Source organism: Prevotella sp. KH2C16, from assembly GCF_900113305.1.
Lineage (GTDB): Bacteria > Bacteroidota > Bacteroidia > Bacteroidales > Bacteroidaceae > Prevotella.
Genome location: NZ_FOOW01000009.1, coordinates 53,372 through 73,525, shown reverse-complemented (window position 1 = coordinate 73,525; position 20,154 = coordinate 53,372). Strand labels below are relative to the sequence as shown.

15 protein-coding genes and 1 pseudogene are annotated in these 20,154 nt (G+C 51.6%); 9 read left to right on the top strand and 7 right to left on the bottom strand.

Translation table 11 applies throughout. The features are described from left to right. Positions 1-38: 38 nt before the first annotated feature. Complete coding sequence (gene nhaA, locus BM114_RS07910) at positions 39-1,358, bottom strand: Na+/H+ antiporter NhaA (protein WP_092112193.1); 1,320 nt, start codon at positions 1,356-1,358, stop codon at positions 39-41. Between the two features lie 206 nt (positions 1,359-1,564). Between nhaA and BM114_RS07905 the strand changes: the two are divergent. Beyond that, a pseudogene (locus BM114_RS07905) lies at positions 1,565-2,914 on the top strand (TIGR00341 family protein). Between the two features lie 513 nt (positions 2,915-3,427). On the opposite strand, the gene BM114_RS07900 reads toward BM114_RS07905, so the two are convergent. The 3 genes from BM114_RS07900 to BM114_RS07890 form a co-directional block, all read right to left on the bottom strand. Then, positions 3,428-3,802, bottom strand: a complete 375-nt coding sequence (locus tag BM114_RS07900; RefSeq protein ID WP_092112191.1) for a RidA family protein — start codon at positions 3,800-3,802, stop codon at positions 3,428-3,430. A 227-nt stretch (positions 3,803-4,029) separates the two neighbouring features. Continuing rightward, positions 4,030-5,337: a phosphopyruvate hydratase gene (gene eno, locus BM114_RS07895; RefSeq protein WP_092112189.1), complete on the bottom strand. Its 1,308-nt coding sequence runs from the start codon at positions 5,335-5,337 to the stop codon at positions 4,030-4,032. Positions 5,338-5,455: 118 nt separating this feature from the next. Further along, positions 5,456-5,779: a cupin domain-containing protein gene (locus BM114_RS07890; protein ID WP_092112186.1), complete on the bottom strand. Its 324-nt coding sequence runs from the start codon at positions 5,777-5,779 to the stop codon at positions 5,456-5,458. 198 nt (positions 5,780-5,977) lie between these two features. Between BM114_RS07890 and BM114_RS07885 the strand changes: the two genes are divergently transcribed. The 7 genes from BM114_RS07885 to rodA all read left to right on the top strand — a co-directional run bounded on the left by BM114_RS07885 (position 5,978) and on the right by rodA (position 14,280). Then, entirely contained in the window at positions 5,978-7,063 is a 1,086-nt protein-coding gene (locus tag BM114_RS07885; protein WP_143089290.1) for an alpha/beta hydrolase, read from the top strand. 719 nt (positions 7,064-7,782) lie between these two features. Continuing rightward, positions 7,783-8,376, top strand: a complete 594-nt coding sequence (locus tag BM114_RS07875) for an IMP cyclohydrolase (protein ID WP_092112181.1) — start codon at positions 7,783-7,785, stop codon at positions 8,374-8,376. Between the two features lie 183 nt (positions 8,377-8,559). Next, positions 8,560-9,582 carry a rod shape-determining protein gene (locus BM114_RS07870; RefSeq protein ID WP_092112179.1) on the top strand — a complete coding sequence of 341 codons (1,023 nt, stop codon included), beginning with the start codon at positions 8,560-8,562 and terminating at the stop codon, positions 9,580-9,582. 3 nt (positions 9,583-9,585) lie between these two features. Next, positions 9,586-10,452, top strand: a complete 867-nt coding sequence (gene mreC / locus BM114_RS07865) for a rod shape-determining protein MreC (RefSeq protein ID WP_092112177.1) — start codon at positions 9,586-9,588, stop codon at positions 10,450-10,452. 30 nt (positions 10,453-10,482) lie between these two features. Then, a complete protein-coding gene (gene mreD, locus BM114_RS07860) occupies positions 10,483-10,983 on the top strand; it encodes a rod shape-determining protein MreD (protein ID WP_092112175.1) in 501 nt (166 codons plus the stop codon). Continuing rightward, positions 10,980-12,830, top strand: a complete 1,851-nt coding sequence (gene mrdA, locus BM114_RS07855; RefSeq protein WP_092112172.1) for a penicillin-binding protein 2 — start codon at positions 10,980-10,982, stop codon at positions 12,828-12,830. Before mreD ends, mrdA begins: the two co-directional genes overlap by 4 nt. Further along, positions 12,811-14,280: a rod shape-determining protein RodA gene (gene rodA, locus BM114_RS07850; RefSeq protein WP_092112170.1), complete on the top strand. Its 1,470-nt coding sequence runs from the start codon at positions 12,811-12,813 to the stop codon at positions 14,278-14,280. The genes mrdA and rodA overlap by 20 nt, the downstream gene beginning before the upstream one ends. Positions 14,281-14,294: 14 nt before the next feature. Here the strand turns inward: rodA and BM114_RS07845 are convergent, their stop codons facing one another. Genes BM114_RS07845 through BM114_RS07835 form a run of 3 tightly spaced genes read right to left on the bottom strand, consistent with a single transcriptional unit; the run spans position 14,295 to position 17,063 of the window. Continuing rightward, positions 14,295-14,750: a gliding motility lipoprotein GldH gene (locus BM114_RS07845; protein ID WP_092112168.1), complete on the bottom strand. Its 456-nt coding sequence runs from the start codon at positions 14,748-14,750 to the stop codon at positions 14,295-14,297. After that, the gene (locus tag BM114_RS07840) at positions 14,751-15,950 is read right to left on the bottom strand and encodes a PSP1 domain-containing protein (RefSeq protein ID WP_092112166.1); all 1,200 of its coding nucleotides are present in this window, start codon (positions 15,948-15,950) and stop codon (positions 14,751-14,753) included. 15 nt (positions 15,951-15,965) lie between these two features. Next, positions 15,966-17,063 carry a DNA polymerase III subunit gene (locus tag BM114_RS07835; protein WP_092112164.1) on the bottom strand — a complete coding sequence of 366 codons (1,098 nt, stop codon included), beginning with the start codon at positions 17,061-17,063 and terminating at the stop codon, positions 15,966-15,968. A 911-nt stretch (positions 17,064-17,974) separates the two neighbouring features. Here BM114_RS07835 and BM114_RS07830 point away from each other — a divergent pair. Next, positions 17,975-20,137, top strand: a complete 2,163-nt coding sequence (locus BM114_RS07830) for a GH92 family glycosyl hydrolase (RefSeq protein WP_092112162.1) — start codon at positions 17,975-17,977, stop codon at positions 20,135-20,137. Positions 20,138-20,154 lie beyond the last annotated feature (17 nt).

Here is a 20,154-nt window from a genome sequence, read left to right as displayed (position 1 = left end):
GATTTTCCTTTAAATATTTGAGTCATAATTGAAGATGGTTATTGTCTCTTGAGAATTTGATAGCCGATCAGACCGCCCAAGAGCGATGCGGCAAGGATGGCCACCTTAGCTTGTGTCTGGTAGTCGGCATTGCCAAAAGCCAGCATGGTAACAAACATTGACATGGTGAATCCGATGGAGGCTAAGAAGCCCAGTCCGGTGAGCCTCCGCCAGGTCATATGGCGTGATCGCTTGCCCAGTTTCACCTTCTCGGTAATCCATACGGCCATTAGGATGCCCAGCGGCTTGCCCAGTAAGAGACCGACGAACACGCCCAGTGCGACATTATTCTGGGTGAGCAGGGTCAAGTCCATATCGGTAAAGGATATGCCGGCATTGCCCAGAGCGAAGATGGGCATGATGATATATGCCACGATGGGTTGCATCCCATGTTCAAGACGCTGCAACGGAGGCATGGCTCCGCGTGAGTCAGCCCGAACTTTCGATAGAATTTCCATCTGCTCTGGCTCCAGTGTCTGCACGGTATTGCCCTCTGCTTGCTCAAACTGTTTCACGAGTTTCTTGGCACGGGCTATAAAGGCTACCTCAGGAATATGGGAGTCGGCAGGAATGACGAGTGCCGACAGCACGGCTGCTATGGTGGCATGGATGCCTGACATGAGGAAGGCCACCCAGACGCCGCCAATGCCCAGCAGCCCATAGAACCACACATTCTTCACTCCCAACTTATTGCCGATTAGCATGATGAGCAAAAAGCCGAATCCCACGAAGAGGCTTGCCAACGATATGTGTGATGTATAGAACAAGGCAATAACCAAGACAGAGCCTAAGTCGTCGACGATGGCCAGGGTGGTAAGAAACACCTTGATAGACCCGGGTACGCGGTCGCCGAGGAGATATAGTACTGCAAGTGCGAAGGCTATGTCGGTGGCCATGGGAATTCCCCAGCCCGCGGATACGCTGGTACCCCAGTTGAAGGCGGAATAAAACACTGCAGGGACGAGCATTCCGAAGATGGCGGCCATGATAGGAAGGGTAACATTACGGATATCCTTCAGCTCTCCACCGATGAACTCATGCTTCAGTTCTAAGCCTACAACGAAGAAAAACATCGACATCAAACCGTCGTTTATCCAGTGCTCCAGGGTGAAATTGAGATAAGGTTTGCCATTGAAGACAAATCCAAAGTGTGAGTCGAGGCAAGAGAAGTATTGTTCGCGAAGAGGAGAGTTGGCCAGTATCAACGCTACGATTACCGAAAGCCCGAGGACTATGCCGCTTGACCGCTCGCGTTGCATGAATTGAATGGCAGGAATGATGACTCTGTTTTCAAATTCTTTTTGATAATGTTGTTTCATCTGTGAGAGTATATAATGGAAAATATATAATACAGAGGAGTGTACAACCTCTATTTGGAGGGGTCTTGTGCCAAATAACACGAAGGCAAAGTTACAAAAAATTATTTAAATATCCAAATGGAAGATGATAAAGACCATATATTTCAGACGCTTTGATTGGCTTTTCCATTATTTCTTCGTATTTTTGTGGCAAAATGAAAGAGAATATGGGACAACAGGAAAAATCGTTATGGCAAATAGTGAAGGGCTATTTCAATGCCCTGCCCGACAAGGAGGATGAAGCCGAGACGGTCCGGCAGATTAGCGCGGGCATCACATTCCATGGAGCCAACCTTTGGGTACTTGTCTTTGCCATCTTTATCGCATCGTTGGGACTGAACATCAATTCCACGGCAGTTATTATCGGTGCCATGCTCATTTCGCCGCTCATGGGACCGATTATCGGTATGGGGTTGGCCATTGGCATCAATGACTTCGAACTGCTTAAGCGTTCTATCAAGAATTATCTTGTGGCTACGGTCATCAGTGTGCTTACGGCTGCCATCTATTTTACCATAACACCTCTCAATGAGGCACAGTCGGAATTGTTGGCTCGCACTTCTCCGTCACTCTATGATGTACTGATAGCCCTCTTTGGTGGCGCGGCCGGTATACTGGCTCTTTGTACGAAAGGGAAGGGCAATGTGATTCCGGGCGTAGCCATTGCTACTGCCCTGATGCCGCCTTTGTGTACAGCGGGCTACGGATTAGCCGTAGGCAAGATGTCGTTTTTCTTTGGGGCTTTCTATTTGTTCTTCATCAATACGGTGTTCATCGCTCTGTCCACCTTCGTAGGGGTGAGGATGCTTCGCTTCAAGCACAAGGAATTTATTGATGCCCGGCGACTTCTTGCCGTCCGCCGGTATATTGTCGCCATTGTGATTCTTACTATGATTCCTGCTACCTATATGACGGTGCAGATTATCCGCAGGAGCGTACTTAGCAACAATGTGAATAAGTTCGTGAAAAACGAAATAAGCTTCAAAGGGACACAGATTATTTCTCAAAGCCATGATAACGAGAAGAAGACACTGGATGTCGTAGCCGTAGGCAGGCCCATTGACAGGGCAACGATTATCAAGGTTGCGGCTCAACTTTCTCGATACCACCTTGAAGGCTATCGCCTGAATGTCATTCAGGGCTATCAGTCAGACAGCCTGTTGATGCAGAACAAGGAACTTGCCACTACGGTCTAGGCTTCTGGAGCCACCAATAAAAAGCTCTTGGAGCAGTCGAGTCAAATCTACGAGCTGGAGAATCGGCTGCAACAATACACAGCTTACGAAAGGCTTAGCCGGGAGGTCGTGCGCGAGGTGAAGGCCATCTGCCCTCTGGTGAACAGAATATCCCTCTCTAACATAGTGGAAGCACAAGCCGACACCACAGCGACGAAACATTATGTCGTAGCTGTATTGGGTTGCAGCAGACAATTGCCCCATGAAGACCGTGCCCGGATTCAAAAATGGTTGAAAGCCCGCACAAAAGCCGACAGTCTGCGGGTCATCACAACGAATTGAGAACCTACCGCAGGCTTCTGCAAACAAAGCCTATACTCTCCAGAGAAAGTCCCCCGGGTTTGATTCTCGGGTAGAGATGCTGGATATGACATTGGCTCATTCTTCGTCATTGAGTGGAAAACAGAATGGGGGAATACCTGTCTCAGAAACTACATATCCCGGTGGCAATAAAGAAAATGCCTCCGGGATAGTAATTCAACTAAACGATACAACACATCTCACGATGCTAATCTGCCTTACTAACTTATATTTGTACAAAACAATCGGACCGGATTTCGCAATAGGGTCATAAATTGATACTTAACTTAAATTATATTCTTCGTTTCATGGTATTTATCTATATCTGGTGCAAAGATAGGTGATAGATTTCACTTTGTCAAGGGTTTTAATCATATTTCTTACCTTTTAAGCATGTAATTTTGTGCAAAAATTGCGCAAGTCGTGAACTCTCTATGCCTATAGATAGAGCGAAAGGCTCCTAAATTAATAGGAGCCAATACGGCTGCATGATTCTTATTTGGCAGCAAGCACCTCTATTTCTACAAGTGCGCCTTTAGGTAATTCCCTGACGGCAACGGCAGAGCGGGCGGGGTATGGCTCACTGAAGAATTGGGAGTAGACCTCGTTCATGGCTCCGAAATCTGCCATGTTCGCGAGATAGACGGTGGTTTTTACTACATGTTTGAGGTCGGTGCCCGCCGCCTGTAGAATGTTTTCTGCATTGAGGATTGACTGGCGGGTCTGTTCGGCCACGCCTCCCTTCGGAAACAGACCGGTTGAAGGGTCGATGGGGAGCTGTCCGGAGGCGAACACAAAACCGTTAGCTTCGATGGCCTGACTGTATGGGCCAATGGCAGCAGGTGCCTTGTCGGTGTGAATGGTTTTCATAATTTGCTATTTATGGGTTGTTGATTAATTAGCTGCAAACTTACAAAGAATATTTGAATTATATGCCGTTAGGATTAAGAAAACCATATTATTTCATGGTCATGGCGGGATTTCCCCCTTCAAGAAGGCTGTTCGGGAGATAGACAAGGCTTTGGGATCAATGAAAAATTAGGGATGCCCAGACGGGCATCCCTGATTACTTATCGTTGAATAAAAACGATTCTGGATTACTTCAGCTTGCTGAAGCCATACTTGGCAACCTCGCCGAGCTCTTCCTCGATGCGGATGAGCTGGTTGTATTTAGCCATGCGATCCGTACGAGACATGGAGCCCGTCTTGATCTGGCCTGAGTTCGTAGCGACTGCGATGTCAGAAATGGTGGTGTCCTCGGTCTCGCCTGAGCGGTGAGAAGTTACGGTCGTATAGCCATGACGGTGAGCCATCTCGATAGCCTCGAGGGTCTCTGTCAGTGAGCCGATTTGGTTTACCTTGATCAGGATAGAGTTGGCAGCACCCATCTGAATGCCCTTCTGCAGGAACTTGGTGTTGGTAACGAAGAGATCGTCGCCCACAAGCTGGCAGCGATCGCCAATCTTCTTGGTGAGCTTTACCCAGTTCTCCCAGTCGTTCTCGTCGAGACCGTCCTCAATGGAGTCGATAGGATACTTGTTGATGAGTTCCTCGAGATAGGCAATCTGCTCGTCGGCGGAGAGCTTCTTCCCGTTAGGATCCTTAGGCATGCCGTTCTTCAGTTCCTTATAGTTGTAGTAGTACTGGCCGTTCTCAACGGTAGCGAACTCGGAAGCCGCGCAGTCCATGGCAATCTTCACATCCTTGCCGGGCTCGTATCCTGCGTCCTTGATAGCCTGGACAATACTGTCGAGGGCGTCGTCGATGCCGTTCAGTTCAGGAGCATAGCCGCCCTCGTCGCCTACTGCCGTAGAGAGGCCGCGCTTCTTCAGGAGCTTGGCGAGTGCGTGGAACACCTCTGCTCCCATGCGGATGGCTTCCTTCTCGCAGGGTGCGCCAACGGGGCGAATCATGAATTCCTGGAATGCGATGGGAGCTGAAGAGTGAGCACCGCCGTTGATAATGTTCATCATCGGAACAGGGAGGGTATAGGTGTTGGCACCGCCGATGTAGCGATAGAGAGGCAGACCGAGTGCCTTAGCAGCCGTCTGGGCAACAGCGAGGGATACGCCGAGGATGGCGTTGGCACCGAGCTTGCTCTTCGTGGGAGTGCCGTCGAGTGCGAGCATCTTATAGTCAATGGCACGCTGGTTGAGCACGCAGTCGCCTTTCAAAGCAGGAGCGATAACCTTGTTCACATTCTCTACGGCCTTCAGGACGCCCTTGCCGCCGAAGCGAGCCTTGTCGCCATCGCGCAGTTCGAGAGCCTCGTTCTCACCGGTAGATGCGCCGGAAGGAACGCTGGCACGACCCATTACGCCATTTTCCAATGTTACTTCAACCTCTACGGTAGGATTACCTCTTGAGTCGAGGATTTCTCTTGCATGAATTTTTTCGATTTTCATTTCTCTTGATGTTAAATTAAAAACTGTTGCAAAGATACTAAAATTAATTGTAATACGCAAACACTCCTTGTAATGTTTTACATTACAGTCGGTTTTTCCCGGATTATTTTATCCGGAATCAGGATTTCACCATCGTGAGAATCATCTTGAAGTCCTGCTCCGCCCGCACGGCGTGTACATGTGTGGCGGGAATCATGAACACTTCGCCGCTCCTTACATGGTGCTCCTCGTCGTCGAGGGTTATTACCATCTCGCCGTCAGTTACCTGTATGAAGGCATCCAGCGGGGCGGAGTGCGGACTGAGCTGCTGCCCTTTGCTGAAGGCAAACAGCGTGATGCTTCCCTGCTTGTTGTGGAGAAGTTCCATACTGACGATGCCACCGTCTTGGTAACCTACTACCTCATTGGGATTCAGGGCTTTGCCCTTTTCGAATTTTGTCATGTCTGTTAGTTTTATCGGTGAATGATTCTAATCAAACAACCAGCAAAAATCATGCCAGCTGTTGATGCTTCTGCCAGACTTTGCGCCGATGCCTGTGTTCGGGTGAAAATGTAAAATCGTTACTTTCTTCCGTAATCGGTTTAGCGCAGGAAGCCTTTTTTTCATTATCTTTGCAACAGAAACCGTAAATATCGGGATATGAGAACATGTTTAATCGTGCTGACGATGCTTGCCCTGGGGGCAGCTGATGCCGGCGCACAAAGCAGTATAATTATGAATAATGTAGCACGGAAAGCTGTGGAAGAGCAGCTGACTTTGACGCAGGAGTGGGACAAGGTGTTCCCGAAGAGCGACAAGGTGGATCATCGGAAGGTTACCTTTCACAATCGTTTCGGCATCACGCTGGCTGCCGACATGTACATCCCACGGGGTGTAGTGGGCCGGATGGCTGCTCTGGCAGTAGCCGGTCCGTTTGGTGCGGTGAAGGAGCAGTCTTCTGGTTTGTATGCCCAGACGATGGCGGAGCGAGGCTTCCTTACCATTGCGTTCGATCCCTCTTTCACGGGAGAGAGCGGCGGCCGGCCCCGCGACATGTTCTCTCTGGACATCAATACCGAGGATTTCATGGCGGCGGTCGACTATCTGTCAAACCTGGGGATTGCAGATCCGGAACGCATCGGCATCATCGGCATCTGTGGATGGGGCGGCATCAGCCTGAATGCGGCGGCGGCCGACCCGAGGATAAAGGCCACCGTCGCCGTAACCATGTATGATATGCCGCGCGTGGGGGCAAATGGATATTTCGATCAAGGGACGGCTGCCGACCGCTATAAGACCAAACAGCAGATTACCGCGTTGCGCACGCAGGAGTATAAGACGGGACCTGTGGCTACCGCAGGCGGCTGCCTGGAGCCGGAAGTGGCAAAGGCGCAGAACATGCCAGACTTCGTTCAGCAGTATAGCGCCTACTACAAGACCAAGCGTGGGTACCATAAGAATTCCGTAAATTCAAATGCAGGCTGGATGACCCAGGCCCAACTGGGATGGACCGACAATGCAATTCTCGCTCATCCGGAAGACATCCATGGTGCGGTGCTTATCGTTCATGGCGAGAAAGCGCATAGTCGCTACATGGGTGAGGACACTTTCAGGAAACTGACGGGGAGTAACAAGGAACTTCTGATTGTGCCTGGTGCCACCCACACCGACCTCTATGACGGGGGTGAACACCATTTTATCCCGTTCGACAAGATAGAGAACTTCCTGAAGACGCATGTCAGGTGATGGCTCGCAGCCGTAGAAATGCGGCTGCCTTTGTTGCACGATTCCTGCCGGGTAGCTGCCCGGCAGATCGTTGTGTGGCAGTCCTTGTCTTTCTGACAATAAGATAAGCACTTGGAATTGTTGGTCTTTTTTCAAGAATTTGCTTATTTGCGAAACCGTGAAGGAGTATTGGAATGAGTGCTTTTCGCACAAATCTGGGAGGCAGGAGGTAGCTCTGAAGGGTGTGATTTGGTCTGTTTTTGCCCCTAAAAAGGCCAAAACAGGGTGCTAAAGAGGCGAAGTTAGGTGATGAAAGGTGGCAAAAAGCCGAGTAAAAGGCGGCTTCCGACCTTCCTTTTAACGGCTTCCGACCCTGTAAAAGGCCGCCTTTTGCTTTTGCGGGGGCTTCCAAAAGGACAAACAGGGCCTGAAAGCACTTTTCCGTTATGCTGAAAATCCGCGCGGTTTTTGAGCCGAAGGTGGTGTCTGTTCGCAAAACGGAGCTGTATTTTTGCCTGTTGATAAAATATTTTCATGTTGTTTATGCTCTTTTTGCCAATTCTTCTTTGTAGGGAGATAGGGGACAGGGGCTGATTTTACAGATATTTGTTTTTCTGCCCCAAAAGTGGATTTAACGCATAATAATGTGAAAAATCAATCTTTTTTAAGCCTAAAATGATGGAATAGTCGGGAATATTTCGTAAATTTGCAACCTAGTTATCCAAAGATTATCAATTATAATGGCTGAAGTAAAAGAAATCAAGACTGCCCTTATCTCCGTGTTTCACAAGGACGGACTGGAGAGTCTGCTCAAAAAGTTGAGCGACGAGGGCGTCAAGTTCCTATCCACCGGAGGCACCCAGAAGTTCATCGAGTCGTTGGGCTACGAGTGCCGAAAGGTGGAGGATGTAACCACTTATCCCTCGATTCTCGGGGGGCGTGTAAAGACCCTGCACCCGAAGGTGTTCGGAGGAATCCTTGCCCGTCGCGACAACGAGGGCGACCGCGAGCAGATGCAGCAATATGAGATTCCCGCCATCGATCTCGTCATCGTAGACCTCTACCCGTTTGAGCAGACCGTGGCGAGCGGAGCCGGCGAGGCCGACATCATCGAGAAAATTGACATCGGCGGCATCTCCCTGATTCGGGCGGGGGCCAAGAATTTCAAGGATGTGGTTATCGTTCCGAGTAAGGCAGAGTATGGCTTGCTCCTCGATATCCTGAATGCGAAAGGTGCAAAGACCGACCTTGAGGACCGCAGGATGCTGGCAGCCCGTGCCTTCGGGGTCAGCAGCCATTATGATGCGGCCATCCACGAGTGGTTTCGGAAATAGGCATCTGTGGACACATACTTCAACCCTTTGTATGCTGAAAAGGGCAGGGGAAAAGGCCGGGACATAAAAAAGTATCAACAAAACAGAAAGGCCGGGAAGGCGGAAACGGAGCGCAGGCCGCTCGGGAGCAGACCGTTCTCACCGTAAGGCACTTCTCGCTTTCTAATAACAACAAATCAAAATATGGGATTTTTTTCATTCGTTCAAGAAATCGCGATGGACCTGGGAACCGCCAACACCATCATTATCAGCGATGACAAGATTGTGGTTGACGAACCTTCGGTGGTGGCCCTCGATCGTCGCACAGACAAGATGATCGCCGTGGGTGGACAGGCCAAGATGATGTATGAGAAGACGCACGACAACATTCGCACCATCCGCCCTCTCCGCGACGGCGTGATTGCCGACTTTACTGCCTGCGAGCAGATGATGCGCGGCCTCATCAAGATGGTTCATTCGGGGTCTCGCATCTTCTCGCCGTCGCTCCGCATGGTAATCGGAGTACCTTCGGGCAGTACCGAGGTGGAGCTTCGTGCCGTCCGCGACAGTGCCGAGCATGCCGACGGCCGCGATGTCTACCTGATTTTCGAGCCGATGGCAGCCGCCATAGGCATAGGTATCGATGTCGAGGCGCCCGAAGGTAACATGATCGTCGACATAGGTGGCGGATCTACCGAGATTGCCGTTATCTCGCTCGGCGGCATCGTGAGCAACAACTCTATTCGCATTGCCGGCGACGACCTCACGGCCGACATTCAGGAATACATGAGCCGCCAGCACAATGTGAAGGTGTCGGAGCGCATGGCAGAGCGCATCAAGATCCATGTGGGGTCGGCGCTTACAGACCTGGGCGAGGAGGCTCCCGAGGACTATGTCGTCCACGGGCCTAACCGCATCACGGCTCTCCCGATGGAGGTGCCCGTATGTTATCAGGAAATCGCCCACTGCCTTGACAAGACCGTGGCGAAGATAGAGAATGCCGTGCTCTCTGCCCTGGAGAACACTCCTCCCGAGCTTTATGCAGACATTGTGAAGAATGGAATCTACCTGAGCGGTGGCGGTGCCTTGCTGAGAGGCCTCGACAAGCGTCTGCAGGACAAGATAAACATTCCGTTCCATATCGCCGAAGACCCGTTGCACAGCGTTGCCAAGGGTGCCGGCATTGCCCTGAAGAATGTAGACAAGTTCTCTTTCTTGATGCGGTAAGGCATGCGGAACTTACTGGAGTTTCTGTCCAGACACAGCCACTGGTTCCTTTTCGTGCTGCTCGAGGTACTCAGCTTCGTGCTTGTATTCCAGTATAACAGTTATCAGGGGAGTGTGTGGTTCTCCTCTGCCAATACTGTGGTAGGGCAGGTCTACGAGTGGGAGTCGCAGGTGGAATCGTTCTTCTCGCTGACGGAAGCCAACGAGGAGTTGACCCTGCGCAACATTGCGCTTGAGCAGCAGCTGAAGGGCATGCGGGCAAAGTTGGCGGTTGCCACCGGCGACACCAATGTCCTGCATGCACCTCTGGATCAGCAACTTTCCAGTTATCGGCTCATCCAGGCAAAGGTGGTGAGCAACTCTCTCGACAAGGTGGATAATCTCATCACCGTCAACAAGGGCTCTGCCGACGGAGTAAAGGTCGACATGGGTGTGGTGAGCGGCAATGGCGTCGTAGGAATCGTCTATCAGGTGTCTCCGCACTACGCCGTCGTCATCCCGGTATTGAACTCCCATTCGAGCATCAGCTGCATGATACAGGACAGGGGATACTTCGGCTATCTGCATTGGAACGGAGGCTATCGCCATCTGGCCTATGTAGACGATGTGCCACGGCATGCAAAGTTCAGGAAGGGCGACTATGTCGTAACGAGCGGATACTCCTCCGTGTTCCCCTCCGGGATAAGGGTCGGGCAGATCAAGTATGTCTTCAACTCCCCTGACGGACTTTCCTATCGTCTGAAGGTGCAGCTCGCCACCGACTTCGGGAACCTCCGGGATGTCGTGATCATCGACAATGCCCCCTTGCTGGAGCGGCAGCGAGTGCTTCAGGCCGCCCGGGACTCTATCGGGACTAAGGATAATAAGTAGGCGTAATAGACGGAATAACAAGCGTAAAGGATGAATCTGAATTTTCTGAAAGGTATTCTGCTTTTTGTGATTCTCTTGCTGGCGCAGGTTCTGGTGTTGAATCATATCCACCTCTTCGGCTGTGCCACACCCTTGCTTTATGTGTATACGGTCCTGCTTTTTCCCAGGGGTTTTCCCCGCTGGGGTATCCTGCTGATAAGTTTCCTGATGGGACTTCTGGTCGACATGTTCTCTAACACTCCCGGTGTAGCGGCCGCTTCGATGACCTTCTTGGGGTTTCTCCAGCCCTATGTACTTACGATGTTCCTCAATCGTGATAGTGCCGAGGATCTGCAGCCGTCGATGAAGAGCCTCGGTTTTGCCAAGTTTCTCTATTACGCAGCTATCCTCGTGATGGTATATTGCCTCGTTTTCTTTACTGTCGAGACTTTCAGTTTCTTCAATTGGTTGCTGTGGCTGGAGTGCATAGGAGGCAGTGCGGCGCTGACGGTTCTTCTGATTCTTGCCATTGAGAATTTGCGAAAAAGATGAAAGACTTCAATCTCTCAAACCGCCGTTTGGTAATAGGAGGGGTGGCCGTGGCAGTCGTGGTCATCTATATCGTCCGCCTGTTCACCCTGCAGCTGTTGAGTGATGACTACAAAAAGAACGCCGACTCCAATGCCTTCCTCAAGAAAATAGAGTATCCCTCACGGGGACTTATCAGGGATCGTAGCGGCAAGTTGATGGTCTATAATCAGCCGGCCTACGATATAATGGTCGTAATGAACGAGGAGAAAGACCGTCTCGATACGCTCGAATTCTGTGAGGCATTGGGTATCACGAAGGATTTCTTCATCCAGCGAATGGCTGAAATCAAGGACCGGAACAAGAATCCGGGCTACTCGAGGTTTACCCAACAACTTTTCATGAGCCAGCTTTCGGACGAGGAATTTAGTATGTTCCGCGAGAAAATGTTCCGTTTTCCAGGTTTTTATGTGCAGAAACGGAGCATCCGCCAGTATCAGTATCCCTATGCGGCCCATGTGTTGGGCGATGTGGGAGAGGTCTCTCCTGGCGATATAGAGGAAGATGACTACTATCAGGCGGGCGACTATATCGGGAAGCTGGGCGTGGAACGCTCTTATGAGAAGCAGCTCCGTGGCGTCAAGGGGGTACAGATTATGCTCCGTGATGCCCATGGCAGAATCCAGGGGAACTACCAGGACGGGAAGCTCGACACGCGCCCTGTCGCAGGGAAGGACATCACTTTGGGTATCGACCTCGAACTCCAGGCTCTCGGCGAGCGAATGCTCGAAGGGAAAATAGGTGCCATCGTGGCCATCGAGCCTTCCACCGGGGAGGTCTTGGCAATGGTCTCGTCGCCCTCGTACGACCCCCGTTCCATGACGGGCAGGCAGCGGAGCAAAGCCCATGCCGTGCTTTCACGCAATGTCTGGAAGCCCCTTCTCAACCGTGCCATCATGGGACAGTATCCCCCGGGGTCGACATTCAAGACCTCGCAGGCCCTTACCTACATGACCGAAGGCATCATCTCGCCTGGCACGATGTTCCCGTGCCACCATGGTTTTTACTACCGCGGACTGCATGTGGGATGCCACGGGCATGCGTCGCCACTCAACTTGGTAAATGCCATCAGCACTTCCTGTAACGGCTATTTCTGCTGGGGACTCTACTATATGATGAGCAACCGTCGCAAGTACGGTAATGTCCAGGAGGCCATGAACACATGGCGCGACTACATGGTGAGCATGGGCTTCGGCTATAAACTTGGCATCGACCTTCCTGGAGAGAAGCGGGGGCTGATTCCCAATGCCACTTTCTACGATAAAGCCTACAAGGGTTCGTGGAACGGGCTGACGGTGATTTCCATCTCTATCGGCCAAGGCGAGGTGAACCTCACGCCGCTGCAGATTGCCAATCTGGGGGCTACCATCGCGAACCGCGGCTACTATTATCGTCCTCATGTGGTGCGGAAAGTGCAGGGAGAGCCTCTGGACACGGCCTTCACGAGCAGGCAATACACCAAGGCCAGCAAGCGTTCGTATAATTATGTGGTGCAGGGAATGCGTTCGTCGGTACTTGGCGGAACCTGCAAATGGCTCGGCCATCTTCCCTATGACATCTGCGGAAAGACCGGTACGGCCCAGAACAGGGGACAGGACCACTCTGTCTTCATGGGCTTTGCGCCTATGGATAATCCCAAGATTGCCATTGCGGTATATGTGGAGAACGGCGGCTTCGGAGCCGACTTCGCCGTTCCCATTGCCGGAGTGTTGTTTGAACGGTATCTTTCGGGCAAGCTCTCACCCTCCGCGGAGAAAGAGGCGGCTGCCCTTCAGAAAAGGAGAATAGGATATGGCAAGGCAAATCGATAAGTCGAGTGGCATCATCCGTTCCATCGACTGGTGGACGGTGGGCATCTATCTGGCACTTCTGGCTCTGGGCTGGATGAGCGTCTGTGGTGCCAGCTACACCTATGGAGACACCGACATCTTTAGCTTCAGCTCCCGTTCGGGTATGCAGATTGTGTGGATTGGCACATCCATTGCGTTGGGATTCGTGCTGCTGATGATTGACGACCGCTTCTATGAGACCTATTCGTATGTATTCTATTTTCTGCTGGTGGTGCTTGTTTTCCTGACGATATTCAATCCTCATACGATCAAGGGGTCGCGGTCGTGGCTCGTGATGGGGCCTTTACGCCTACAGCCAGCCGAGTTTGCGAAGTTCACCACGGCGCTTGCGGTGGCGAAGTTCATGAGTGCCTACGACTTTAACATACATCGTTGGAGAGACTTTGCGATAGCCGTAGGCATCGTGCTGCTGCCCATGGCTTGTATCATCGGGCAGAACGAGACGGGCTCGGCACTGGTGTATTTCTCTTTCTTCCTCATGTTCTATAGGGAGGGGATGACCGGGAGTATCCTTTTCGCGGCGGTTGCGATGATTGTATATTTTGTTGTCGGGGTGAAGTTTGAGGAGCTTTTGCTCTGGGATACGCCGACCTCGGTGGGTAAGTTCGTGGTGCTTCTCCTGATACAGGTCTTCTCTTCCGTCCTCGTCTATCTGTATTGTAGGGACAAGAAGAGGGGGCGAATACTCCTTGGCGGTAGTCTGGGAATCACCTTGATCTTCCTGCTTTTCTCCGAGTATGTCATTCCCTTCGATATTACATGGGTGCAGATTGGGCTGACGATATTAATGATAGGCTATCTCGTGTATCAGTCCCTGTCTTCGAGAATCCGCAATTTCCTCTACATTGCGTTGTTCGCATTGGGCTCCATCGTATTCTTCTATTCGGCCGACTATGTGCTTAACAATGTGATGAAGCCCCATCAGCGGGTGAGAATCAATGTACTTCTGGGGCTGGACGAAGACCTTGCGGGAGCCGGATATAATGTGCATCAGAGCGAGATAGCCATCGGCTCCGGAGGCTTGAAGGGCAAGGGATTCCTGAACGGGACGCAGACGAAGCTGAAGTTCGTGCCCGAACAGGACACCGACTTCATCTTCTGCACGGTCGGGGAGGAAGAGGGATTCCTCGGATCAGCGGGTGTGCTGCTGCTTTTTCTTGCTTTGATATTAAGGCTGATACACTTGGCCGAGCGGCAGCCTTTCAAGTTCGGGCGGATATACGGCTACTGCGTGTTGAGCATTTTCCTGTTCCATGTCTTCATCAATGTGGGCATGGTGCTCGGTCTTACCCCCGTCATCGGCATTCCGCTGCCGTTCTTCAGCTATGGAGGAAGCTCCCTGTGGGGCTTCACCTTCCTGTTGTTTATCTTCTTGAGGATAGACGCGGCCAGAAACCTGGTAAGGACCTGACGGGCCGGAGGCTCTCATCTTCTGGAAAGAATGATGCCCACATCGCTGATACCAGGCATGATTTCGCGTTTCATGTCATGCCTTATGCTGATACGGAGGCTGTCTCCTTCTTTCAGATGAAATTCCCTGACAGGGACGGTGTACTGGAAATGACTGATGCCATTGCCCGTATAGCGGCCGTGGGCATTCACGAGTTCCGGTGTAACGGTGTCTCTCAGCACATGGAAGTAGGGGATAATAGTGGTCTCCACAATCAATGTGAGGCGCATGAATGGAAATGAATTGTCTATTCGCAAGCCCAAATCCTCCTTGTAGACGCCCGTCTTGGCCATCTTGGGGACATGGAAAGTGAGGGTGTCGTTCTTCTCCCAGCCGCCTATGGGGGTGTGCTCGTATCGGTCGTAAGCTCTGTTCCCGCAGGCCGATAGGACGAGGATATATATTAATAAGGTATAGGCTGCCTTTCGCATTTATTCCTTCGACTCGTTTCTGGGTTTGCGGTTGTTGCCGTTCCTTCTCTGGTTCTGGCTGCCTTGCTGGTTCGGGTTCGAGTTCCGATTATTGCGATTCCTGTTGTTGCCTCTCCTCTTGTTCTTGGTTTTGTCAAACCTGCTGAGGTCGGCCCCAGCAAGCAAATCTACCGGTTTCTCGGCCTCCTTCATCTTGCCGTTGTGCTCAAGCGACATCGGTTTCTCGCCCTTGCGGTTCATGTCGATGATTTCCCGTGCGCGCTCCACGGTGATAGTCTCCGTGTTTGCGGCAAGATTCTTGTCGGTGGAGTAGGTGATGAGTCCTGCGAGAATGTCCGACTTGAAGAGATAGTAGTCGTTGTCCTTGGTCTGGAGAACGGCATCCTTGGGCGGCAACTTCTTGCTGGCCTCCATGTAATTGTCGATTTCGTAGTTCAGGCAGCACTTCAGCTTGGCGCACATGCCTGCCAGTTTCTGCGGATTGGGAGAGATGTCCTGAATGCGGGCGGCATTGGTTGACACGCTCGAGAAGTTCTTCATCCAGGTGGCACAGCAGAGTTCGCGGCCGCAGGGCCCCGTCCCTCCGATGCGTCCCGCTTCCTGCCGGGCGCCGATCTGCTTCATCTCGATGCGCACATGGAAGGTGTCGGCCAACACTTTGATCAGCTGGCGGAAATCCACGCGCTCATCGGCGATATAGTAGAAGATGGCCTTGTTACCGTCACCCTGATACTCCACATCGCCGATTTTCATCTGCAGGCCGAGGTCTTTGGCTATCTGCCGGCTCTGGATCATGGTGGCATGCTCACGGCTTTTGGCCTCCTCGTATTTGGTCATGTCTACCGGCTTGGCGATGCGGTAGATGCGTTTGATCTCGTCGGGCGACTTCAGATTCGCCTTTTTCAGCTGCAGTTTGACCAGTTGCCCCGTGAGTGTTACTACTCCGATGTCGTGTCCGGGATTGGCCTCCACGGCCACGATGTCGCCTTTCTTCAGGTCGAGGTTGTTCACATTGTGGTAATATCCTTTGCGGGTGTTCTTGAACTGCACCTCTACAAGGTCGGTAATCTGGTTGTTACCCGGCACATCGGCCAGCCAGTCATAAGTGTTCAGCTGGTGATCCTGCCGCCCGCAGCCCCTGATGCACAGGCCTCTGTCGTATCCGGTGCATATCTTGTATTTCAAGTTATCATGTTCCATGTCCTGTCTTTGTATTTATTTTCTTAAGAGTAATACGATCATATTGAGGGCCAGATCAAAGAAGACGATCTTCGCGTTGGCGTTCTGTCCGATGTCGCGCTGTGCCTTTTGCAGCGTTTCCGATAGGTCTATGACATTGGCTTCGTTGATGAAACGGGCAAAGTTTTTAGAGAAGTTCTCCTCTTCCCGCGTCATGTAGTTGAGTTCCGGGCGGTGGAAGTTATACATGAAGTTTTCCCTGACCATGCGCAGGAAATAGCCGAGGAGCCGCTTCTGCTTTTCCCTTCCGAAGCCTGCAACGGTTTCCGCCCAGTTTTTCAGCTCCTTGATGTTGCGCTGGTAGGCAAGCCGCATGAGCATGACGAACATGTCGAGAAACTGTCGGCTCTCGCTGTCGGCCTTCAGTTCCTCTATGGCCTTCAGCCAGCTGCCGCCTGCGATGCGTGCCACTCGCTGCGCCGTGTCGGGCTCGAGGCCGCGTCTCTCCACGAGTGCCCTTTCTATTGCCTCGTCGTCGATGCGCTTGAGGTCTATTCGCTGCACGCGGCTGTAGATGGTGTCGATGAGGTGCTCGGGCTCTTCGCAGACCAGCAGGAATACCGTCTGCTGCGGGGGCTCCTCCAGGAGTTTGAGAATCTTGTTGGCACACTCGCCGTTCATGCGCTCCGGAAGCCACATGATGCACACCTTGTAGCCGCCCTGACTCGACTTGAGGCTCAGTTTCCGTATGAGCGAGTCGCTCTCGCCCGCGCCGATCTGCGCCTGCTGGTTGGCAGCCCGCATGTGTGAGAGCCACTGGTCCATGGTGAAGTAAGGCCCCTCGGCGAGCATCTCGTGCCACTCACGGATGAAGTCGTCGCTGATCATCTTGTGGTCTGACGAGGTGCCCGTGGGCTTGATGACGGGAAACGAGAAGTGCAGGTCGGGATGCCCGAAGTTCTTCAGCATCGGGCCGTCGCCCAGCAGATAGGACGCAAAGGCCAGGGTCAGGGCCATTTTGCCGCTGCCCATGGGTCCGCACAGCATAATGGCGTGGGGCAGTCGTTGCTCCTCCACCATCTGCATCAGGCGCCGTTTGGTGTCCTCTTGTCCTATTACTTCTTCGAATTTCATTGTCAGGAATCTCCTGCGCCGGGTGCCGGACTGCGGTATCGCCGCGGTTTGCGCCCTGCCTTCAGATTGCTTATTTGGCTACAAAGTTAATAAAAAAAAGTGTCATTCTTTGTCTTTTTGGATATTTTCCTATGGGAAAAAGAAAAAATGCTGTCCGTGGTACGCTACTTCTCTATACGAAAGAGATGGAGACAGTTGCGTTTTCCCCGCTGGAATTTTTAACTTAAAATTTTTCCGGGAAAATATCTCCGGAAATCCTCGAAATAGCTTTTCCTCTGCTTGGTTTTATGTGGGAAAAAGCCTTGCAACATCCTTTTTATCCTCGGTTGGCGGTCGTTTTTTCACCAAAAGGCCGCTGGAAGGATGGATTTTAGCGGCTTTCTACCGAGCAAAAAGCCGTTAGAAGCAAGGTAAAAGGCCGTTAAAAGGAATGCAAAAGGCCGTTAAAAGCAATTTTTTTTGCCGCTGCCGACAGTCTGGAGAGTGGTCTTTGCCTGCAAGCATCTGTGTATCAATAAGTTATGAAAATAACTCAAAACTCCCGTATTTACGACCGATTATCTCTTTGTTTGGAAACATCGCAATCCTGCGAGGCGTTTTTTAACATATCGGCTAAAAATAGTTTTTCTTGTGCAATTATCTCCCCTTCTTCTCCCATTGTCATCTCTGATGATTCAATTTACACTCATAATGTGTTGCGAATATATCTATTCTATTCTTGATTATATATCATTCTCATTAAAATAATGTCCTAAAAGATTCTTTTCCCTTTGCGGCGATTTTCTCAAGAGGTTATTCCATACGAACTGAAAAAGCCCGAATTAAGTGTTTTTAAGACTAAAAAATAATAAGAAGGTAGGGAGAAAGTGCTCTTAAATTGTTATCTTTGTAGGCAAATTAAAAACCTTTCTATGAAGTTACTTGGTAAAATATTGATTTTTGCAGTTGCCGTTTTGGCGGCATTGCCTATGCAGGCAGCTCCCAAGGGAGCCGTTGATTACACCCAATATGTGAATCCCTGGGTTGGTACGGGTGGACACGGACATGTGTTCTTAGGGGCTAATGTGCCGAACGGACTTGTCCAGCTGGGCCCCACGGAGCCTACCCGAGGCTGGGACTGGTGCTCCGGCTATCATTATAGCGACAATGTGCTGGTGGGCTTCTCGCACATGCACCTGAGCGGAACGGGCATCGGTGACTTGGGCGACATCACTCTCCTGCCCGTTAAGAGCATGGAGCAAGACTCTGTATATTTCACCCATCAGGAGGAAACCGTGCGCCCGGGATACTATGCCATCGACCTGAAAGGTGCCGATGTGAAGGTAGAACTTACGGCCACCAAGCGTGCGGGGTTCCATCGCTACACCTTTGCGGGCAAGCAGGGATTCATCAAATTCAATCTCAAACATGGCATCGGCTGGGACGCATTGTCGTCCTGCAAGCTCGTGCCCGTAGGCGACGACATGGTTGTGGGCTTCCGCAAGTCTATGGGATGGGCCAAGAACCAGCAGGTGTATTTTGCCGCGAAATTCAATACGAAGGTGCGCTTCGTGGGCTGTGAGGACAATATCTTCACCTTGGAGATAGCCGATGTGTCGAAGCCAGTGCTGGTAAAAGTGGGCCTTTCTGCCGTCAGCGAGAAGAATGCGGAGCTTAATCTGAAGGCAGAGATACCCGCATGGGACTTCGACGGTGCCGTCAGGAATGCTACGAAGGCCTGGAACAAGGCCTTGGGCAAGATACAGATCCAGACCGCCGATGCCACCGCAAGGCGCATTTTCTATACGGCGATGTACCACTCTATGGTGGCTCCGTCGGTATTCAGCGATGTAAACGGCGAGTACCGGGGTGCCGACTACAAGGTGCACAAGGCTGATTTTACCAATTACACCACCTTCAGCCTCTGGGACACCTACCGTGCCAAGATGCCCCTCATGACACTCATCCATCCTGATCTGGCAGCAGATGTGGCTAAGACCTTTATGAATATCTACCGGGAACAGGGAAAATTGCCGGTGTGGCACCTTGTTGGTAACGAGACCGACTGCATGGTCGGCAATCCTGGTGTGGTAGTTCTGGCCGACCTGGTATTGAAGGGATTTGTGAAAGACAAGGAGGCTGCGTACCAGGCCTTGAAGCAGTCGTCCTTGAAGGAAGACAGAGGCCTGGCCCTTTATAATCAATACGGCTACATCCCATTCGACCTTGAACCAACCTATGAGGCCGTTGCCAAGCATCTGGAATACGCTCTTGCCGATGCCGGGGTGGCAAAGGTGGCGAAGCTTTTAGGCCATCAGGAAGACTATGAATACTTCCAGAAGCGGGCTGAGTCCTATAAGCGACTCTTCGACCCGGCAGACTGTTTCCTGAAGGGAGTAGACTCCAAGGGCAACTTCCGCACGCCGTTCAATCCGTTCCATGCCATTCATCGTCAGGACGACTATACCGAGGGCAACGCCTGGCAGTATAACTGGCTCGTGCCGCAGGATGTCCACGGGCTGGTAAGCCTTTTCCCCAGCGAGAAAGCCTTTACGGTTAAGCTCGACTCTCTGTTTATTGTCAGCGGTGATATGGGTGCCGATGCCTCTCCGGATATATCGGGTCTTATAGGACAGTACGCCCATGGTAACGAACCGAGCCACCACATTATTTATATGTATAACTATGTGGGGCAGCCCTGGAAGGCAGCCGACCGTATTCGTGAGACCCTCTCCACGATGTACAAGGATGACTTCGACGGACTGAGCGGCAATGAAGATGTGGGGCAGATGAGTGCCTGGTATATCATTTCCAGCATGGGGCTCTATCAGGTGGAGCCTGAAGGAGGTCGCTTTATCTTCGGTTCCCCGATCTGGGACAGTGCCAAACTGGATCTCGGAAACGGGAAGACTTTCGAGATTGTAGCTCACAACAACAGTACTGCCAACAAGTATATCCAGAGCTGCAGGCTCAATGGCAGGAAGTACACGAAGTCGTATATCGACTACGCCGACATCGTCAAGGGCGGCCGGCTGGAGTTCGTGATGGGTGCAAAGCCGTCTAAGTTTGGAACGGCGAAGAAAGACCGCCCGTAACCAGGGCGGTTCCCACC

Bases quoted from the DNA above. Each gene is read 5' to 3' on its own strand.
- BM114_RS07830 (WP_092112162.1), top strand. From the start codon at position 17,975: ATGAAGTTACTTGGTAAAATATTGATTTTTGCAGTTGCCGTTTTGGCG.
- rodA (WP_092112170.1), top strand. From the start codon at position 12,811: ATGGCAAGGCAAATCGATAAGTCGAGTGGCATCATCCGTTCCATCGAC.
- BM114_RS07875 (WP_092112181.1), top strand. From the start codon at position 7,783: ATGGCTGAAGTAAAAGAAATCAAGACTGCCCTTATCTCCGTGTTTCAC.
- BM114_RS07840 (WP_092112166.1), bottom strand. From the start codon at position 15,950: ATGGAACATGATAACTTGAAATACAAGATATGCACCGGATACGACAGA.
- BM114_RS07835 (WP_092112164.1), bottom strand. From the start codon at position 17,063: ATGAAATTCGAAGAAGTAATAGGACAAGAGGACACCAAACGGCGCCTG.
- nhaA (WP_092112193.1), bottom strand. From the start codon at position 1,358: ATGAAACAACATTATCAAAAAGAATTTGAAAACAGAGTCATCATTCCT.
- BM114_RS07870 (WP_092112179.1), top strand. From the start codon at position 8,560: ATGGGATTTTTTTCATTCGTTCAAGAAATCGCGATGGACCTGGGAACC.
- BM114_RS07900 (WP_092112191.1), bottom strand. From the start codon at position 3,802: ATGAAAACCATTCACACCGACAAGGCACCTGCTGCCATTGGCCCATAC.
- mrdA (WP_092112172.1), top strand. From the start codon at position 10,980: ATGAAAGACTTCAATCTCTCAAACCGCCGTTTGGTAATAGGAGGGGTG.
- mreD (WP_092112175.1), top strand. From the start codon at position 10,483: ATGAATCTGAATTTTCTGAAAGGTATTCTGCTTTTTGTGATTCTCTTG.
- mreC (WP_092112177.1), top strand. From the start codon at position 9,586: ATGCGGAACTTACTGGAGTTTCTGTCCAGACACAGCCACTGGTTCCTT.
- BM114_RS07885 (WP_143089290.1), top strand. From the start codon at position 5,978: ATGAGAACATGTTTAATCGTGCTGACGATGCTTGCCCTGGGGGCAGCT.
- eno (WP_092112189.1), bottom strand. From the start codon at position 5,337: ATGAAAATCGAAAAAATTCATGCAAGAGAAATCCTCGACTCAAGAGGT.
- BM114_RS07890 (WP_092112186.1), bottom strand. From the start codon at position 5,779: ATGACAAAATTCGAAAAGGGCAAAGCCCTGAATCCCAATGAGGTAGTA.
- BM114_RS07845 (WP_092112168.1), bottom strand. From the start codon at position 14,750: ATGCGAAAGGCAGCCTATACCTTATTAATATATATCCTCGTCCTATCG.